Below are 18,136 nucleotides of genomic sequence, written 5' to 3'. Positions count from 1 at the left end.
CCGGCCTCGCGATACAGATGCATGCGGCTTGCGGCAACGCGAGCCGCGCTCGGCCAAAGGAGATAAACGTACGGTCGTACGGATGCTTTACACTCGAAGCGACTGCGAACCCTGACCGAATGGAGACACGATGCGCGCGATACGCTGCAACCAGTACGGGCCGCCCGAGAGCCTTGCCGTAGAGAACCTGCCGGACCTTCTGCCTGAGACCGGCCAGGTCGTGATCGACGTGAAGGCCGCCGCCGTCAACTTTCCCGATGTGCTGATCATCGAGAACAAGTATCAATTCAAACCGCCGCTGCCCTTTACGCCCGGCTCCGAGGTCGCGGGAATCGTGCGTACGCTCGGCGCGGGCGTCACGCAGTTCGTGCCCGGCTCGCGCGTGGTCGCGTTCACCGGTTCTGGCGGCTTCGCGGAGCAGGCCGTCGCGAGCGCCTCGGCATGCGTTCCGCTCGCGGACGGCGTCGACCTCGAACTGGCCGCGGCGTTCACGCTCGCGTATGGCACCTCGCACCATGCGGTCGCGGATCGCGCCGCGTTGCAAGCTGGCGAGACGATGCTCGTGCTCGGCGCGGCAGGCGGTGTCGGCCTTGCGGCTGTCGAAATCGGCAAGGCGCTCGGCGCTCGCGTGATCGCGGCCGCTTCGAGCGACGAAAAGCTCGCTATATGCACAGAGCATGGCGCGGATGCGACGATCAACTACAGCACCGAAGACTTGCGCGAGCGCATCAAAGCACTCACCGAAGGCCACGGTCCGGACGTGATCTACGATCCGGTCGGCGGTGCGTATACCGAGCCGGCGTTTCGCAGCATCGGTTGGCGCGGGCGTTATCTGGTGGTGGGTTTTGCGAACGGCGAGATCCCGAAGCTGCCGCTCAATCTGACGCTGCTCAAAGGCGCAAGCGTGGTCGGTGTGTTCTGGGGAGATTTCGCGAAGCGCGAGCCGGAGCGCAATCACGCCGCCTTCGAACAGATGATCGGCTGGATAGGCGAAGGCAAGCTCAAACCTTACGTGTCGGCGCGCTACCCGCTCGAAGAAACGGGGCGCGCGCTGCGCGATATGGCCGAGCGCCGCGTGATCGGCAAGGTGGTGATTACGCCATGACTGAGGCGCGCGCGTGGCTACGGTACGGCTGCGGCCCGCAGCCCGTCACGGGGCGTTCGGCAAAATAAAAGCAGCGTGTGGCTTTTCAACTCACACGCTGCTTTTCTCTTGCACGGCGTTTGCGATTCCTAAAGCTTTTCGGTATCGCCGGTCTTCGGCTGCCACTTCATCAGATGCCTCTCCCCCACGCCGACGATCGCGTCGAGAACCAGCGCGAACGCGGTCAGCACCAGAATGCCGGCGAACACCGTGTTGATGTCGAAGGTGCCTTCGGCTTGCAGAATCAAGTAGCCGACGCCGCGCGCCGAGCCGAGATACTCGCCCACCACCGAGCCGACGAACGCCAGCCCCACCGACGTATGCAAGCTCGAAAACACCCAGCTCATTGCGCTCGGCAAATAGACGAAACGCAGCAGTTGCTTGCCGTTCGCGCCGAGCATGCGCGCGTTGGCGAGCACGACCGGGCTCACTTCCTTCACGCCTTGATACACGTTGAAGAACACGATGAAGAACACCAGCGTGACGCCCAACGCGACCTTCGACCAGATGCCGAGACCGAACCACACGCCGAAGATCGGCGCGAGAATCACGCGCGGCATCGAGTTCGCGGCCTTGATATACGGATCGAACAGCGCGCTCGCGAGCGGCGAGAGCGCAAGCCACAAACCGACGCCAAGTCCCAGCGCCGTGCCGAGCGCAAACGCGAGCACGGTCTCGAGCAGCGTGATCCACAGGTGCAGATAAATCTCGCCGGTCGTGAACCACTCCCAGATCCGCAGCAGCACTTTTTGCGGTTCGCCGAAGAAGAACGCTGCCTTGTTCGGGTCGTCGAAATAAAACGCCGGCAAGAGCGTCGGGCTCGTCAGCACGTACCAGAGCACGAAGCACAGCACGAGCAGCAGCCATTGCCAGATCACCAGATTCGCCCGATTAGGGCGCAACGTCTTCCACATGACTCGGTTTGCCTTAGACGATTGATAGACGTAAAACGTGACGCGCGCGAACAGTCATTACACGGCGGTCAGTTGTTGCTGATAGCCCTTGAGCACCTCGTCGCGCAGCACGCTCCAGATCTGCGCGTGCAGTTCGACGAAGCGCGGATGCGAGCGGATTTCCGCGACGTCGCGCGGACGCGGCAAGTCGATCGTGAATTCGCCGATAGGATGCGTGCCCGGCCCCGCCGACAGAACGACCACGCGGTCGGACATCGCGATCGCCTCGTCGAGGTCGTGCGTGATGAAGAGCACCGCTTTGCGTTTGGCCGCCCACAGGTCGAGCAACTCGTTTTCCATCAGCTGACGCGTCTGGATATCGAGCGCTGAAAACGGTTCGTCCATCAGGATGATGTCCGGATCGAGAATCAGCGTCTGCGCCATCGCCACGCGCTTGCGCATGCCGCCCGACAACTGGTGCGGATAGCGGTCGCCGAAGCCGCCGAGGCCTACGCGCTTGAGCCATTCATCCGCCTTGTCGCGCGCCTCGGCTGGCGGCACGCCGTGAAACGCGAGGCCCGCGAGCACGTTGTCGATAGCAGAGCGCCACGGCATCAATGCATCGGCCTGAAACATGTAACCCGCGCGCCGGTTGATGCCCTTCAACGGCTCGCCGAATACGCTGACCGTGCCCGACGACGGCCCGAGCAGACCGGCGCCGACGTTCAGCAACGTGGATTTACCGCAGCCGGTCGGGCCCACTACGGAGACGAACTCGCCCGGCGCGATTCTCAACGTGGTGTCCTTGACCGCCGTGTATCGCTGCGCGCGGTTGTCGCGCGCAGCGAACGTGCAAGTGATGTTTTCGAGCGCCAGGGCTGCAACGGTCATCGTTCGACTCTGTTCGTGGATCGGTTTGAAGTGGGACGCCACGCGTCGAGCGTGGCGTCACGTTACGCTACGTTCCGCTATGACGGGCGACCTTAGGCCTTCACCGTGGTCAGCGCTTTCTTGACGAAGTCGTTCGTCCACGTCTTCGACACGTCGATCGGCTTGCCCTGCACCGCCGGATCGAACGCCTGCAAGGTCTTGAGCGCCGTCGCCGGGCCGTCGGCGGGCATCAGGCCATCTGGCGACATCGCTTCCTTCACGTGCTGCCATGCGTCCAGATAGACCGCGCGATCTCCGAGCAAATAGCCTTCGGGCACCGTGTTGATGAGTTCGGTGCCGGTCGCGGTCTGCAGCCACTTGAGCGCGCGCACCATCGCGTTGGTCAGCGCCTGCGTGGTGTTCGGATTTTTCGTGATGAAACTTTGCGATGCGTACAGGCACCCTGCCGGCATGTCGCCGCCGAACACGCTGCGCGTGTCGGCGAGCGTGCGCGTATCGGAGACGACGCGAATCTCGCCGGTACGTTCAAGTTTGGTCATCACCGGGTCGAGATTGGCGAGCGCGTCGATCTGCCCGGACTGCAGCGCCGCGATTGCGCCGGCGCCCGCGCCGACGCCGATGAACGCGACGTCTTTCGCAGTCAGCCCGCCCTTGGCCAACACGAAACTCGCCATGATCGAAGTCGACGATCCCGGCGCCGTCACGCCGATTTTCTTGCCCTTCAGATCGGCGATCGACTTGTAGTTCGGCATGGTCTTCTTCGACACCGCGAGCACGATCTGCGGCGCGCGTCCCTGCAATACGAATTCGCGGAACGACTGCTTCTGCGCCTGCAGCAGCAACGTGTGTTCGAACGCGCCGGAGACGACATCGGCGCTGCCGCCCACCGCCGCCTTCAACGCTTGCGAGCCGCCGGCGAAGTCGGAGATCTCGACGTCGAGTCCTTCGTCCTTGAAGTAATTGCGGCGCTCGGCAATCGTGAGCGGCAAATAGTAGAAGAGGTTTTTTCCGCCGACAGCAATGGCCACCTTCGTGGTTTCCAGTTTGCTCTGTCCGAAAGCGAGCGGTGTGGCCGTCAGCGTGGCGCCAGCAAGCGCGGCGGTACCGGCGAGGAAGCTTCTGCGATGCATGTTCGTTGTCTCCGAGGCTCTTGCAAAATCTGGTCTTGCGATTTTATTTGTCCGGCGCAGCGGGCGTGGCTCGCATGCGTTGCTCATCTGCGTGGCTCACATGCCCAGCCCAAATGCGCGGGTCACGCACGGTGCTCACACAATTTGTTGCGCGTGCAACCTTGCGATGTGGTCTGCATCATAACCTAGCGATTGCAGGACTTCATCCGTATGTTCACCCAGTTCGGGGCCGAGCCAGCGCGTTTCGCCGGGCGTCTCCGAGAGCTTCGGCGTGACCGCCGGCAGCGTGATCTCGCGGCCGTCCTGCCACTTGAAGCGCTGGATCATCTGGCGCGCCATGTACTGCGGATCGGTGAACATATCGGCCACGCTGTAGATGCGGCCCACCGGCACATCTGCTGCGTTGAGCACCGCGAGCGCTTCGTCAATCGTGCGCGTGGCGAGCCACGCGGCAATCGCAGCGTCGATTTCCTGCGTGCGCGGCACGCGGCCGTCGTTATGCGCGAGAGCGGGATCGTTCGCGAGGTCTTCGCGTTCGATCGCGATCATCAGGCGCCTGAAGATCGGATCGCTATTGCCGCCGATCACAATGCTGCCGTCGCGGCAAGGATAGGTATTGGACGGCACGATGCCCGGCAGCGACGCGCCGGTGCGCTCGCGCACCATGCCATAGACGCCGTATTCGGGCACCACGCTTTCCATCATGTTGAAGACGGCCTCGTACAGCGCGACGTCGACGACCTGCCCCTTGCCGCCGTTCACCTGCTTGTGATGCAGCGCCATCAGCGCGCCGATCACACCGTGCAGCGCCGCGATCGAATCGCCTATCGAGATGCCGATGCGCGGCGGCGGCAAATCGGGATAGCCGGTGATATGCCGCAAGCCGCCCATCGACTCCGCGATCGCGCCGAAGCCGGGCCGGTCGCGATACGGTCCGCTCTGGCCGTAGCCGGACAAGCGCACCATCACGAGCCCGGGGTTTTCCGCCGACAGCACGTCATAACCGAGCCCAAGTTTCTCAAGCAGACCAGGCCGGAAATTTTCGACGACGATATCCGCTTCGCGCGCGAGACGCCGCACGATCTCCTTGCCCTCCTCGGCCTTCAGATTGATCGTGACGGATTTCTTGTTGCGCGCCTGCACGGCCCACCACAAAGAGGTGCCGCCGACTTCCGGATAAAGCTTACGCCATTTGCGCAGCGGATCGCCGCCTTTGGGGTCTTCGATCTTGATCACGTCCGCGCCGAACTCGCCGAGAAAGCGGGCGGCAAACGGTCCCGCGATCAGCGTGCCGAGTTCCAGCACCTTCACGCCGGCAAGCGGGCCTGATTGGCTTTGCGGCGCCTCTTTCGCCTCTTTCGCCTCTTTCGCCTCTTTCGCCTCGTTGACGCCTGATTCGGGAGTTGCGCTCATAGTCTCCTTCGTTCTGTTCTGTATTTGCGGCGGCGGCGCCGCTTGCACGGGGCTGCGGCGCGCGGTGTCGCTACATCGAGCGGCGGTCGAGCATTGCGCGGGCGATCGTGCCGGCGTCGACGTATTCGAGTTCGCCGCCCACCGGCACGCCGCGCGCGAGGCGCGTGACGGCGAGGCCGCGCGCCTTGAGCGTCTGCCCGAGGTAATGCGCTGTCGCTTCGCCTTCGTTGGTGAAATTGGTTGCCAGCACGACTTCTTTCACGACGCCGTCCGACGCTCGCCTGACCAGTCGGTCGAAATGTATCTCCTTCGGGCCGATGCCGTCGAGAGGACTCAGACGGCCCATCAGCACGAAGTAGAGACCGCGGTACGTCATGGTCTGTTCGAGCATGATCTGGTCGGCTGGCGTTTCGACGACGCACAGCAGCGTCGGATCGCGCTCGGGATCCAGGCACACTTCGCAGATCTGCGCTTCGGTGAAGGTATTGCACTTCTCGCAGTGCTGCAGATGCTCGGTCGCGAACAGCAACGCGCGGCCGAGTTTTTCGGCGCCGTCGCGGTCGTGCTGCATCAGGTGGTACGCCATGCGTTGCGCGGACTTTGGCCCGACTCCGGGCAGCGTGCGCAGCGCTTCGACGAGCGCCGACAAGGCGGAAGGTTGTTTCATGCGAATCGGCGTCGAGGTGGGTATGCCAAAGCAGGCGGGTTTGTGATGCGGTTCGGCGTGTAGCGGTTCTTCAGACTCTGCCAGACTTTGCCCGCCTGCGGATGGATCGCGCAAGCGCGTTTGCATCGCACAGTCGGCGGCCGTCGACATGCCGGCCGCAAAGTGCGCGCCACGCCGCACTCGCGCGGCGCGGAACGGTCGGCTCGAATGCGAACTCGGTGCTTGCGACGCACAGCCGTCACGCGCGACGCTTGTCGCTCACACGCCGCGTTAGCTAAGCGTTCGCGCCCGCTCCGGCGTGCGGCGTCACTCTCAGAACGGCAGCTTGAAGCCCGGGGGCAGCGGCAGGCCCGAGGTCATGCCGCCCATTTTTTCCTGGGCGGTGGCTTCGGCCTTGCGCACGGCGTCGTTGAACGCAGCGGCGACGAGGTCTTCCAGCATGTCCTTGTCGTCGGCGAGCAGGCTCGGATCGATCGACACGCGGCGCACGTCGTTCTTGCAGGTCATCGTCACCTTCACGAGACCGGCGCCCGACTGCCCCTCGACTTCGATCTGAGCGAGCTGCTCCTGCATCTTCTTCATGTTTTCCTGCATCTGCTGGGCTTGTTTCATCAGCCCGGCGAGTTGACCTTTCATCATGGAAATGCTCCTTCTTGATAGCGTGAAATTCGAAAAATCGCGCGCGCCTCAGTGCGTTTCCGGCGTGATGGCGCGGCGAATCAGTGAACGGAGGACGCGCCGTTCGGGCCGGCGTCCGGATCAATCGAACTAATCGGGCGGATCGAGCCCGGCACGATGCTCGCGCCGAACTCGCGGATCAGCGACTGCACGAACGGATCGGCGCCAATTTCGCGCTCCGCCTCCTGCTGACGTTGTGCCCGCATGGCGGCGTCGTGAGAGGCTGCCGTGCGGCGCGCCGGGCCGACTTCGACCTGCACGTCGACATGCTGGCCGAGCTTGTCGGCGAGCGCGCTTTTCAGTTTCGCGACCTGCGAGGCTTCCGCGTATTGCGGCACGGGCACGTTCAGTTTCAGCGTATTGCCTTCGAGCGCCATCAGTTCGCTGTTGAACGCCAGCTGATACGAGATGCCCTTGAGCGGCAGGTCGACGGCGAGCGCGGGCCAGTCGCCTTTGAACCCGAGCGGATCGAGCGGCACGGGGGGCGGCAGCGGACGCTGATCGACGACCGGCGCGGGCGCAGACGTCGGCGCGTTCACGCGGACGTCGTCAGGGCCGCTGTCGAACACGGGCATGTAGTTGTCGTCGGGCGGTCCGTAATAGCCGTCATCCGATGCCGAAAGCGGCACGTAGTCGTCTGGCGGCATGTCGTCCCACGGAGGAACCGGCGAGCCGTTTGACTGCGGCTCTTTACGCGCCGCAGATTGAGCTGGCGTCGCTGCGGGTGCTGCCGCGCGAGCGCCCGATGCGGACTCCTGCTGTGCCGCGCCGCGCGGCGCGCCGGGCGTCGGCACCGGAACCACCACGCGCGGCGCAGCCGGCTTCGGAATTGAAGGCGCCGCAGGCTTCGCGGGCGAGGCGGCGTTCGCGCGGCCACGGTCGGACGACACCTTCAGGCCGGCGCTGCGCAGAACGTCGAGTGCGGCGCTCGCGCCGCCAGCGCGGCGCGGCGGTGCGTCGGGCAACATCGCAGGCGCGGGCTCGGCCGCTTCATTCGAATCGGTCGCGGACGCGGCTTCGCTCGCGCGCGCGAACGCGGCGGCTGCCGGTGCGCTGAGCGGGGCGGGCGGCGTGCTTTCCGGAGACGCTGTCTCCGCGGACGTCAATTCCGATACAAGCGCAGCAGGCGTATCCGCTGCTGCGAGCGTCGGCGGGGTTTGAGAAGGCGCTGGGTCGGCGGTCACTGAAGCGGACGCTGCTTCGGCAGCGCTCGTGTCCGACGCCTGGGCCTGGTTGCCGACAGCCACTTCGGGCTCCTCGTCCCACGGAGCCAACGCACGCGCTGGCGTACCATCCGAAGCGGCGGACGTTCCCGCGGCGGGCGCTCCCGCGGCGGGCGCGGGCACATTGACGCGCGCAGGCGTCTGGGCGGTAGTGGCTTCGTCCTGGATCGGCGCCGACTCTGTTTTGAACGCCGGGTCCGATTTTGGCGGCGCCGGATTTTGGGCCGTCTTTTGAGCGGCATCGCCGGAGGCGGATACAGCTTGTGTGCTTGCCGCGACCTCCTGCCTCCGACTGACGCTTGCAGGCGCGCTCCCGGCAGCACCGGCAACGCCTGCTGGTTCCCGAACCGGCTCCGCCTGGGAAACAGCGCCGCGCGAGCCCGCCGCCCGTGTGGGCGACGCAGCAACTGCCGCCGACAAACCCGCCGCTCCTTGCGCCGCCGCTACCGCGGGCGTCCCCGCCCGCTTCGCTCCGCTCGCGCCTGCCTGACCGGCTTGCCGGCCAGGTCCGGCTGCTCCACCCCCGCCGCCCGTTGGAGCGGGCTCGAAGGCCAGCATGCGCAGCAGTGTCATGCTGAAACCGGCGTATTCGTCGGGCGCGAGACCCAGTTCGCTCCGGCCGATCGTCGCGATCTGATAGAACAACTGCACCTGTTCGGCGCTGAGCGTATCCGCAAAGCGGCGCAGGTCGCCCGCCTCCGGCCACTCGTCCAGCACCGACGACGGTGCGAACTGCGCCCACGCGATGCGATGCAGCAGGCTCGCGAGATCCTGCAATGCCGTCGAAAACGACAGGCTGCGCAGCGCCATTTCGTCGGCAACCGACAGCACGGCGGCGCCGTCGCCTTCGGCGAGCGCGTCGAGCAGTCGGATCAGGTAGCTCTGATCGAGCGCGCCAAGCATGCCTCGCACGGCCTCTTCATTCACCTGATTCGCCGAATAGGCAATTGCCTGGTCGGTCAGCGAGAGCGCGTCGCGCATCGAACCGTCGGCGGCGCGCGCGAGCAGGCGCAACGCCTGCGCCTCGTACGGCACATTCTCTTCGCCCAGGATGTGTTCGAGATGCGAGACGATGTGGCCGGCCGGCATCTGCTTCAGATTGAATTGCAGACAGCGCGACAGCACCGTGACCGGAATTTTCTGCGGATCGGTGGTGGCGAGAATGAACTTGACGTGCGACGGCGGCTCTTCCAGAGTCTTCAGCATTGCGTTGAAGGCGTGGTTCGTGAGCATGTGCACTTCGTCGATCATGTAGACCTTGAAGCGCGCATCCACCGGCGCGTACACCGCGCGCTCCAGCAGCGCGGCCATTTCGTCTACGCCGCGATTACTCGCCGCGTCCATCTCGACGTAATCGACAAAGCGCCCTTCGTCGATTTCACGGCAGGCCCGGCAGACGCCGCACGGCGTGGACGTCACACCGGTTTCGCAGTTCAGCGCTTTGGCGAAGATGCGCGACAGCGTCGTCTTGCCGACGCCACGCGTGCCGGTAAACAGATACGCGTGATGCAGACGGCCGCCGTCGAGCGCGTGCGTGAGCGCGCGCACCACGTGCTCCTGTCCGACGAGCGACGCGAAATCTTTCGGCCGCCATTTGCGTGCGAGAACTTGATAGGTCATCGGGAAATTGTATCAGTAACAATGCCGCGCAAAACCGATTCGCGACCCGACGCAAACGCGCCTGGCTGCCCAATTGAACTGCGCGATTGAAAGCGGCTAATGGCACGATAGAAAAAAATATCGGCGACAGCGCCGAGCGTCGTCGCAGATCCTATGCGCAACGTACAGGGCCGTGCAGCAGAAGGCTTGGAGCGCATGAGCACACGCGGTGCGAAGAACAGCACATACGCGACCGGCATCTGAAACAGACGCGATCCGAATAAGCGCAAGGGGAAGAAAACAGAACGAACAGAAAGAGGAAGGTGACGAGCCTGACCCTCGGCACTGGTGGAAAACGGCTGTGGCTGCTTCGTTCCCGACCTGACCAGGTTGACCATCCCTCCATGCGAGGAGGCCCGTCACGAAACATTCTATCACCGCCTGGCTCTTCGCGCGACTGTTAATACGGCCAAAGTGCAAAGCGCGAGCCAAATCGCCGCCGTTCGCGCGTGGCCGCACGGCTCGCGCCGCACACTTGAGTTTGCTCGCCGCACCTCCACATAGGCTACGTCGTAGTGATGAAACACGGTGGCACTTCATCGGCAGCCGTCGGCCCCACTGCCCCTGATGGGTACTATCGCCCCCGGCAACGCATAGCGAATTAAGCTAAACTGCCGTACGGATGACCCGCAAGCGCGAGCCTTCCGCCCATGCCGGATCGTCCTCGACTTTTCGCGCGCAGGCGGTGAGGTTCGGAGTGCGGTTAAGCGAACGGAAGTTTCCCTAGGTTTTGACGTATCGTGGCGAGCAATTCACGCGGGCCTCGAACCGATAGAGGTATTCATACAATGAGCGAACAAATCAAGCATATTAGCGACGCATCGTTCGAACAGGACGTCGTGAAATCCGATAAACCCGTGCTGCTCGACTTCTGGGCTGAATGGTGCGGTCCGTGCAAGATGATCGCGCCGATCCTCGACGAAGTCGCAAAGGATTACGCCGATCGCCTGCAAATCGCGAAGATCAATGTCGACGAACATCAGTCGACGCCGGTCAAGTTCGGCGTGCGCGGCATCCCCACGCTGATCCTGTTCAAGAACGGCGCCGTTGCCGCACAGAAGGTCGGCGCATTGTCGAAGTCGCAACTCACCGCGTTCCTCGACGGCAACCTGTAAAACGGTCACGCGGGCGCGCCGCGAGGTCCACCGGACCAGCGCGCGCCTCGTCCGCCCTGTTGTGGGACGACAACGTTTCCCACAAGAAACATGCGGTAGCGCCCCACTGGCGAAAACTGGCGTGTGCTATGCTAGAATCCGCAAAACGTCGAAAAGACGTGTAAGTCCTTGAGCGGTTCCGCTCACTTCTCCTCCCAGATTCCATTTCGTCGCACCTTCTCCTGCGGGTTCTCCGTATGCATTTATCCGAGCTTAAGACTCTGCACGTGTCCGAATTGATCGAGATGGCCAATGGCCTCGAGATCGAAAGTGCGAACCGCCTGCGCAAGCAGGAATTGATGTTCGCCATTCTAAAAAAACGAGCCAAAACGGGCGACACGATCTTCGGCGACGGCACGCTTGAAGTGCTGCCGGACGGCTTCGGCTTCCTGCGTTCGCCGGAAACCTCCTATCTCGCCAGCACGGATGACATTTACATCAGCCCGTCGCAAATCCGCCGCTTCAACCTGCATACGGGCGACACGATCGAAGGTGAAGTGCGTACGCCGAAAGACGGCGAGCGCTATTTCGCGCTGGTAAAGGTCGACAAGGTCAACGGCCAGCCGCCGGAAGCCTCGAAGCACAAGATCATGTTCGAAAACCTGACGCCGCTGCACCCGAATAAGGTGCTGCTGCTCGAACGTGAAATGCGCGGTGAGGAAAACGTCACCGGCCGCATCATCGACATGATCGCGCCCATCGGCAAAGGCCAGCGCGGCTTGCTGGTTGCGTCGCCGAAGTCCGGCAAGACCGTGATGCTTCAGCACATCGCGCACGCCATCAAGCAGAACCATCCTGACGTCGTACTGTTCGTGCTGCTAATCGACGAGCGTCCGGAAGAAGTGACGGAAATGCAGCGTTCGGTGGCCGGCGAAGTGATCGCCTCCACGTTCGACGAACCCGCCGCGCGTCACGTGCAGGTCGCCGAAATGGTGATCGAAAAAGCCAAGCGCCTCGTCGAAATGAAGAACGACGTGGTCATTCTGCTCGACTCGATCACGCGTCTTGCGCGCGCGTACAACACGGTCGTGCCGGCTTCGGGCAAGGTGCTGACGGGCGGTGTGGATGCCAACGCATTGCAACGCCCGAAGCGCTTCTTCGGCGCGGCGCGCAATATCGAGGAAGGCGGCTCGCTCACCATCATCGGCACGGCGCTGATCGAAACCGGCAGCCGCATGGACGACGTGATTTACGAAGAGTTCAAGGGCACCGGCAACATGGAAGTGCACCTGGAGCGCCGTCTTGCAGAAAAGCGCGTGTACCCGTCGATCAATCTGAACAAGTCCGGCACGCGTCGCGAAGAACTGCTGATCAAGCCCGAAGTGCTGCAAAAAATCTGGGTCTTGCGCAAGTTCATTCACGACATGGACGAAGTCGAGTCGATGGAATTCCTGCTCGACAAAATTCGCCAGACGAAGAGCAACTCCGAGTTCTTCGACATGATGCGCCGTGGCGGCGGCAGCTAAAAGCTGCGCCTCCAAGCCGCGTGAAAAAACCGCTCGTCACCGACGAGCGGTTTTTTTTCGCCCAGCGGATCTGCAACAGTGTGAAGGTGGCAGCTTGTACACGCGTTGCGCAAGAAGGTGTTCCAGGTCGGTCTCGTGCTGTACATGTTCTATTACTATCTGTCGACCGCGTTCAGCTATCTGATTTCGCGTTTCCTCGAGAGCGGTCTCGGCTACCCGATCGAGAACACCGGGCAACTCGTCGGCGTCACGTCGCTGATTTCCGCGAGCGCGCTCTTCATCTACCTGCGCTTCGCAAAACTTCTGACGCGCAAGAAGCGGATCATTGTGCCGGGTTTCGCGATCGCCGCGCTCACGGCCGCGTGGATGACCCGCATGTCGCCGTCCGTCGGGGAAGCGGCGCTGGTGGGACCGCTCCTGTTGCGCGGCCTGCTGTTCCTGTTCATCGTGCTGCCGGTGGCGAATCTGACCTTCAGAATCTTCGCGATAGAGGAATTCACGCACGGTTACCAGTTGAAGAACATCGTGCGGCAACTGACGATCTCCTTCGCCACAGCTTCGGTGATCATCGTTGAGCAGCATCGGCAGGCGTTGCGTCAGGCGCGACTCGCGGAGTGCGTGAATCCGTACAATCCATTGTTTCAGGACTCGCTTGCCGCGCTCACGCGCGCGTTATCCGCCGCCGGACACTCGTCTTCGGACGCGCATTCGCTTGCGGTCGTGGAGATCAGCCAGGCGGTGGCGAGGCAGGCCAGTTTTCTGACCTCGCTCGACGGCTTCTACTTCCTGATCGGCATCGCGATTTGCGGCGGGATTTTCGCCGCGTGGCAAAAACAGATCGACTAACGGTTTCATCGGCCCATGCTTTCGAAACTCACTCAATGGCTCGGCGCCCGCCGGCGCGAGCGTGCGCTGCGCAACTACGCAATCGGCGATGCCCTGTGGCAGGCCACGCTCGATGGCCTGCCGTTTCTCGCGCGCCTGGATGCACCGGATCTCGCGCGCCTGCGCGAGATGAGCAGCCTTTTCATCGCGCAAAAGGAGTTCTCGACCGCGCACGAACTGGAGTTGACCGATGCGATGACTGTCGCCATCGCGGCACAGGCGTGCTTGCCAGTGCTGAATCTGAGCCTGGATCTGTATCGCGGATGGGTCGGCGTAATCGTGTATCCGGGCGAATTCGTGATCCGCAAGACCGTCGAGGACGAAGACGGCGTCGTTCACGAGGTCGAGCACGACGCGAGCGGCGAAGCGTGGGAAGGCGGGCCCGTCGTGCTGTCGTGGGAAGACGCGCAGATGACGGACGGCGCGGACGCGTACAACGTGGTGATCCACGAATTCGCGCACAAGATCGACATGCTCAACGGCGAGGCGGACGGCCATCCGCCGCTCGTGCGCCGCTGGCACGCGCCACTCGACTCGCAAGCCTGGGCGGACGTGTTCGACGCCGCCTACGATCAGTTCTGCGCCCGCGTCGACGCCGTGCCGCAGCGCCGCTGGACGCGCTTCGAGCGCGAATCGCTGATCGATCCATACGCCGCGGATCATCCGTCGGAATTTTTCGCGGTGTGCAGCGAGGCGCTTTTCGTCAAGCCACAAGCATTCGAAGCGGAGTATCCGGAGCTATATCGGCTTCTCGCCCGATATTATCGTCAGGACCCGGCGCGAGTCGGCCTGACGTTCGCGCCCCCGCAATAAGCGAAATGCGGGCAAAACGCCGGCAAAAACCTGACAGAATTCGTCAAGCGACTGATTTTCTGGCATAATCGCCGTTTTTCGACCATAGGCAAGTGGCTCGCGCCTAGATGCAGTCCGCGCATGAGCGGCCGCACGCGGGTTGGCTACCGCCAGATTAAAGGAAAGATCATGAAAGAAGGCATTCACCCGAATTACCGCGAAGTCCTGTTCATCGACATGTCGAACGACTTCAAGTTTGTGACGCGCTCGACCATCCAGACGCGTGAAACCGCCGAATTCAACGGCAAGACCTACCCGCTCGCCAAGATCGAAGTTTCGTCGGAATCGCATCCGTTCTACACCGGCCAGCAAAAGATCATGGACACGGCAGGCCGCGTCGAAAAGTTCAACAAGAAGTTCGGTTCGCGCGCTACCGGCAAGGCAGCAGCGAAGTAATACCCGCCGCTTTGGCTTGCTGGGCAGAATCAGGCCGATTCGGCTACTTTCGTCCGGCAGCGAAGCAGCAAAAAGAAGGGCAGCGCGAGCTGCCCTTTTTTGTCGCCTGCACGCAACTTGAAAGCCGGCGCCACCGCGGCGAGAGTTCGAGCCGCCGCACACGTCGGACCGACGGCTCGGTGTAGCGGCATGCTCAACGCCGTTGCAGGCCATTACCGGCCGTGACGCGCATAGTGGCTCCCGACTACAATGCCGGATGCTCCAATAAGGCCGTGTCAGCCGGACCCGCAGTCCAGTGGCGGCTTCGCTTATTAAATATCCCAAACCGCATGAGACCTGTCGTTCGCCTCACTGCTTCCGCGACCAGTGCGCTCCCGCGCTGGCTGCTGTTGACCATCTGTATCGTCTACGCGTCGTTCGGCCTTTTCGGCCGCGATCCGTGGAAGAACGAGGACGCAGCCGGCTTCGGCGTGATGTGGACCATGGCGAACGGCAGCGCGCACGACTGGCTCCTGCCGAATCTGGTCGGCAAGTACCTGACTGAAGACGGCCCGCTTGGCTACTGGCTCGGCGCCAGTGCCATCCGCGTATTCGCGCCGTGGGTCGACGCGAGCAATGCCTCCCGTGTCGTTACCGGCTTGCTATTTTGCGTGGGCTGCGCGTTCGTCTGGTATGCCGCCTACCTGCTCGGCCGACGCGCCGAAGTCCAGCCGTTCAAGTACGCGTTCGGCGGCGAGCCGGAACCTCGCGACTACGGTCGCACGCTCGCCGACGGCGCCCTGCTGATCCTGCTCGCCTGCTTCGGCCTTGCCGAGCGCGGCCACGAAACCACGCCGCAGTTGGTGCAGTTCGTGTGTATCGCGATGCTCGTATACGGTCTCGTGCGAATGATCGACAAGCCGATTCAGGGCGCGTCGATCTGGGGCCTGGCAATGGGCTTCGTCACACTCGCGAGCAGCCCCGTGCTGGTCGGCGCGCTTCTGCTGGGCACGCTCGCCATGACGCTGATCGTCCGCGAGACGCGCTCGCGCTGGCTGCTGCTTGCGGGTCTGCCGATCGCGCTGGCGCTCTCGGTCGCGTGGCCGATCGCCGCGCTCTCGGCTTTTCCCGTCGACGCCGTCTGGTATCTGAACCAGTGGGTACACGTCAGCCTGAGTTCGTTTGCCGGCCCGCCCGGCTCGGTCGCGGCTTACGCGCTGAAAAACCTGCCGCTCTTTACCTGGCCCGCATGGCCGCTCGCGCTATGGGCGTGGTTCAGCTGGTCGGGTCTGCGCCGCGCGCCGCACGTCGCCATTCCGCTTTCGGTGATCGGGCCGCTGCTGGTGCTCGTCATCTTGCAGAGCCATCAGTCGAACCGGCTTTATATGTTGCTGCTGCCCGCGCTCGCGGTGCTGGCCACCTTCGCGCTGCCCACGCTCAAACGCGGTGCCATCAACGCAATCGACTGGTTCGCATTGCTCAGTTTCACGATCCTCGGCAGCTTCGTCTGGCTCGTGTACGTGGCCGGGCTGACCGGCTTCCCGCATCCGCTCGCGCGCAATCTCGCGCGTCTCGCACCGGGCTTCGCGCCGCAGTTCAAAATACTTTCGTTCGTTTGCGCGGTCGCTGTGACCATTTGCTGGTTCGTGCTCGTGCAATGGCGTCTCGCGCGCCATCCGAAGGTGCTGTGGCGCAGCGTCGTGCTCTCGAGCGCCGGCACGACGCTCATGTGGGTGCTGCTGATGACCTTGTGGCTGCCGGTCGTCAACTACAGCCGGACTTACAAGGACGTCGCCGAACAGATCGCGAGTCACTTGCCTGACGACTACACCTGCATATCGCCGGTGCGCCTCGGCAATGCGCAAATTGCGACCTTCGCGTATTTCGGCGACATGCACTTCTCGTTCAATCAGGATTGCGACGTCATTCTGCGCCAGGACACGCAGGACTTCGGCGAGCCGAGCGCGATGTCCGACTTCATGTGGAAACTGGTCTGGGAAGGCCGCCGCGTGGCTGACCGCGACGAACGCTTCCGTTTGTATGTGCGCATCGACCGTCCGAAGCCGCCGGTCGTCAAACGGCGCAACTGGCATAAGAAGCCTGGCTGAACATGCTCGCCGACGTACGGAAAATCGCCGGGCTCGCGTGGCCCGTGCTGATCGGTCAACTGGCCATCATCGCTTTCGGCGTGATCGACACGGCCATGGTCGGCCGCTACTCGGCTGTCGATCTCGCCGCGCTGGGCCTCGGCTCGTCGATTTACATCTCCGTCTACATCGGCTTGACCGGCATTCTCACCGCGCTGCAACCTATCACCGCGCAACTGTACGGCGCGCGCCGCTACCAGGAGATTGGCGAGGAAGTCCGGCAATCGCTGTGGCTCGCGCTGGCGCTCACGGTCATCGGCTTTCTGATCCTGTTCTTCCCCGGCCATCTGCTGCATCTCGCGCGGGTGCCCGATGCGCTGCACGAGCGCACGGTGTCGTATCTGCGAATACTCGCATTTGGCCTGCCTGCCGGCCTCGTGTTTCGCGTCTACGGCTCGATCAGCAATGCAGTGGGCAAGCCGCGACTCGTGATGATTCTGCAGATCGGGGCGCTGTTGCTAAAGGTGCCGCTCAATACGTGGTTCATTTTCGGCGGCCTCGGCGTGCCGGCACTCGGCGGCCCCGGCTGCGCGCTTGCCAGCACCTTGATCAACTGGGGGCTCGCGCTCCTCGGCATGTTGCTGCTCACCCGTGTCGACGTCTTCACGCCCTTCGCGATCTTCAAGCGCTTCTGCTGGCCCGTCTGGCGGCGCCAGGCCGCGCAGCTGCGGCTAGGCATTCCGATGGGACTGTCGTATCTGATCGAAGTCACGTCGTACACCTTCATGGCGCTCTTCATCGCGCGCTTCGGCACGACGACGCTCGCCGGGCACCAGATCGCCGGCAACATCGGCGCGGTGTTGTATATGACGCCGCTGTCGATCGGCATCGCTTCGTCGACGCTGGTCGCTCAGGCGCTCGGCGCACACCGCCCCGAGGCCGCGCGCACGTTGTCGCGCCACGGAATCATGATGGCGGTCGCCCTCGCCTGCTGTTACGGCGCAGTGCTGCTCGTGCTGCGACCATACGTGATCGAAGGCTATACGCCGAACGCGCAAGTCGTGGCGGCGGCGATGCCGCTCGTGCTGATCGTCGTCTGCTATCACCTGTTCGACGCGTTGCAGATCACCACCGCGTTCGTGTTGCGCGCCTACAAGGTTGCCGTCGTGCCGACCGTGATCTACGCTGTCGCGCTCTGGGGCGTGGGTCTCGGCGGCGGATATCTACTCGGCTTCAATGTGACCGGCGCGATCCCGCCCTGGCTGACGGGGGCGCGCGGCTTCTGGGTCGCGAATACGGCGAGTCTTGCGATTGCGGGCATCGGCTTGCTGCTTTACTGGCGCGTGGTCAGCAAGCGGCATGTGCGCGCGGGCGCGGCAATGCGACCGGAAGCGGCTGATTGAGGGCTACGTTGGCGGCATTGCGCAATGGCGCCGGTTGGATGCCATCGGTTGGATACACAAGTTAGACGCCACCGCTTGGCACCACCGCTTGGCACCACCGCTTAACACCACCGCTTGGCATCACCGCTTGCCCTTAAAACCGCGCGCGCAGCCAACGCGAGTGGCTCGTGTCTGCGCGAACCGCGTGCTTTAGCGGCGTGCGTCGGTTCCTCGGCC

General features: G+C 63.4%; 14 protein-coding genes, 1 other RNA gene and 1 pseudogene. 8 read left to right on the top strand and 8 right to left on the bottom strand.

The window, feature by feature from the left end; translation table 11 throughout:
- The first annotated feature begins 130 nt into the window (after positions 1-130).
- Positions 131-1,105 carry an NADPH:quinone oxidoreductase family protein gene (locus RW095_RS27365; protein ID WP_317021929.1) on the top strand — a complete coding sequence of 325 codons (975 nt, stop codon included), beginning with the start codon at positions 131-133 and terminating at the stop codon, positions 1,103-1,105.
- A gap of 128 nt (positions 1,106-1,233) precedes the next feature.
- Here RW095_RS27365 and RW095_RS27360 read toward each other — a convergent pair whose 3' ends face one another.
- The 8 genes from RW095_RS27360 to ffs all read right to left on the bottom strand — a co-directional run bounded on the left by RW095_RS27360 (position 1,234) and on the right by ffs (position 10,059).
- Entirely contained in the window at positions 1,234-2,058 is an 825-nt protein-coding gene (locus tag RW095_RS27360) for an ABC transporter permease (protein WP_128590801.1), read from the bottom strand.
- 57 nt (positions 2,059-2,115) lie between these two features.
- A complete protein-coding gene (locus RW095_RS27355) occupies positions 2,116-2,928 on the bottom strand; it encodes an ABC transporter ATP-binding protein (protein WP_128590803.1) in 813 nt (270 codons plus the stop codon).
- A gap of 92 nt (positions 2,929-3,020) precedes the next feature.
- Positions 3,021-4,058, bottom strand: a complete 1,038-nt coding sequence (locus RW095_RS27350) for an ABC transporter substrate-binding protein (protein ID WP_317021928.1) — start codon at positions 4,056-4,058, stop codon at positions 3,021-3,023.
- A gap of 135 nt (positions 4,059-4,193) precedes the next feature.
- Positions 4,194-5,471 carry a CaiB/BaiF CoA transferase family protein gene (locus tag RW095_RS27345; protein ID WP_317021927.1) on the bottom strand — a complete coding sequence of 426 codons (1,278 nt, stop codon included), beginning with the start codon at positions 5,469-5,471 and terminating at the stop codon, positions 4,194-4,196.
- A gap of 70 nt (positions 5,472-5,541) precedes the next feature.
- Complete coding sequence (recR, locus tag RW095_RS27340; RefSeq protein WP_201701493.1) at positions 5,542-6,138, bottom strand: recombination mediator RecR; 597 nt, start codon at positions 6,136-6,138, stop codon at positions 5,542-5,544.
- Between the two features lie 312 nt (positions 6,139-6,450).
- Positions 6,451-6,777 carry a YbaB/EbfC family nucleoid-associated protein gene (locus RW095_RS27335; RefSeq protein WP_006048866.1) on the bottom strand — a complete coding sequence of 109 codons (327 nt, stop codon included), beginning with the start codon at positions 6,775-6,777 and terminating at the stop codon, positions 6,451-6,453.
- Between the two features lie 80 nt (positions 6,778-6,857).
- A complete protein-coding gene (dnaX, locus tag RW095_RS27330) occupies positions 6,858-9,659 on the bottom strand; it encodes a DNA polymerase III subunit gamma/tau (RefSeq protein ID WP_317021926.1) in 2,802 nt (933 codons plus the stop codon).
- Positions 9,660-9,960: 301 nt separating this feature from the next.
- An RNA gene (ffs, locus tag RW095_RS27325) (signal recognition particle sRNA small type) lies at positions 9,961-10,059 on the bottom strand.
- A gap of 427 nt (positions 10,060-10,486) precedes the next feature.
- On the opposite strand from ffs, the gene trxA reads away from it, so the two are divergent.
- The 7 genes and pseudogenes from trxA to RW095_RS27290 all read left to right on the top strand — a co-directional run bounded on the left by trxA (position 10,487) and on the right by RW095_RS27290 (position 17,920).
- The gene (gene trxA / locus RW095_RS27320) at positions 10,487-10,813 is read left to right on the top strand and encodes a thioredoxin TrxA (protein ID WP_006048864.1); all 327 of its coding nucleotides are present in this window, start codon (positions 10,487-10,489) and stop codon (positions 10,811-10,813) included.
- Positions 10,814-11,049: 236 nt separating this feature from the next.
- Positions 11,050-12,318, top strand: coding sequence for a transcription termination factor Rho (rho, locus tag RW095_RS27315; RefSeq protein ID WP_006048863.1), 1,269 nt, complete (start codon positions 11,050-11,052; stop codon positions 12,316-12,318).
- A 96-nt stretch (positions 12,319-12,414) separates the two neighbouring features.
- Positions 12,415-13,164: pseudogene (locus RW095_RS27310) on the top strand (MFS transporter); the annotation flags it as partial.
- A 15-nt stretch (positions 13,165-13,179) separates the two neighbouring features.
- Complete coding sequence (locus RW095_RS27305) at positions 13,180-14,016, top strand: M90 family metallopeptidase (protein ID WP_317021925.1); 837 nt, start codon at positions 13,180-13,182, stop codon at positions 14,014-14,016.
- A gap of 168 nt (positions 14,017-14,184) precedes the next feature.
- Entirely contained in the window at positions 14,185-14,451 is a 267-nt protein-coding gene (locus tag RW095_RS27300; RefSeq protein ID WP_102634036.1) for a type B 50S ribosomal protein L31, read from the top strand.
- Positions 14,452-14,780: 329 nt separating this feature from the next.
- The gene (locus tag RW095_RS27295) at positions 14,781-16,538 is read left to right on the top strand and encodes an ArnT family glycosyltransferase (RefSeq protein ID WP_317021924.1); all 1,758 of its coding nucleotides are present in this window, start codon (positions 14,781-14,783) and stop codon (positions 16,536-16,538) included.
- A gap of 2 nt (positions 16,539-16,540) precedes the next feature.
- Complete coding sequence (locus tag RW095_RS27290; protein WP_317021923.1) at positions 16,541-17,920, top strand: MATE family efflux transporter; 1,380 nt, start codon at positions 16,541-16,543, stop codon at positions 17,918-17,920.
- Positions 17,921-18,136: the final 216 nt, after the last annotated feature.

Source organism: Paraburkholderia kirstenboschensis, from assembly GCF_032806925.1.
GTDB lineage: Bacteria > Pseudomonadota > Gammaproteobacteria > Burkholderiales > Burkholderiaceae > Paraburkholderia > Paraburkholderia kirstenboschensis.
Note: the sequence above shows the minus strand (reverse complement) of the source record. Positions and strands in the feature narration are given on the sequence as shown.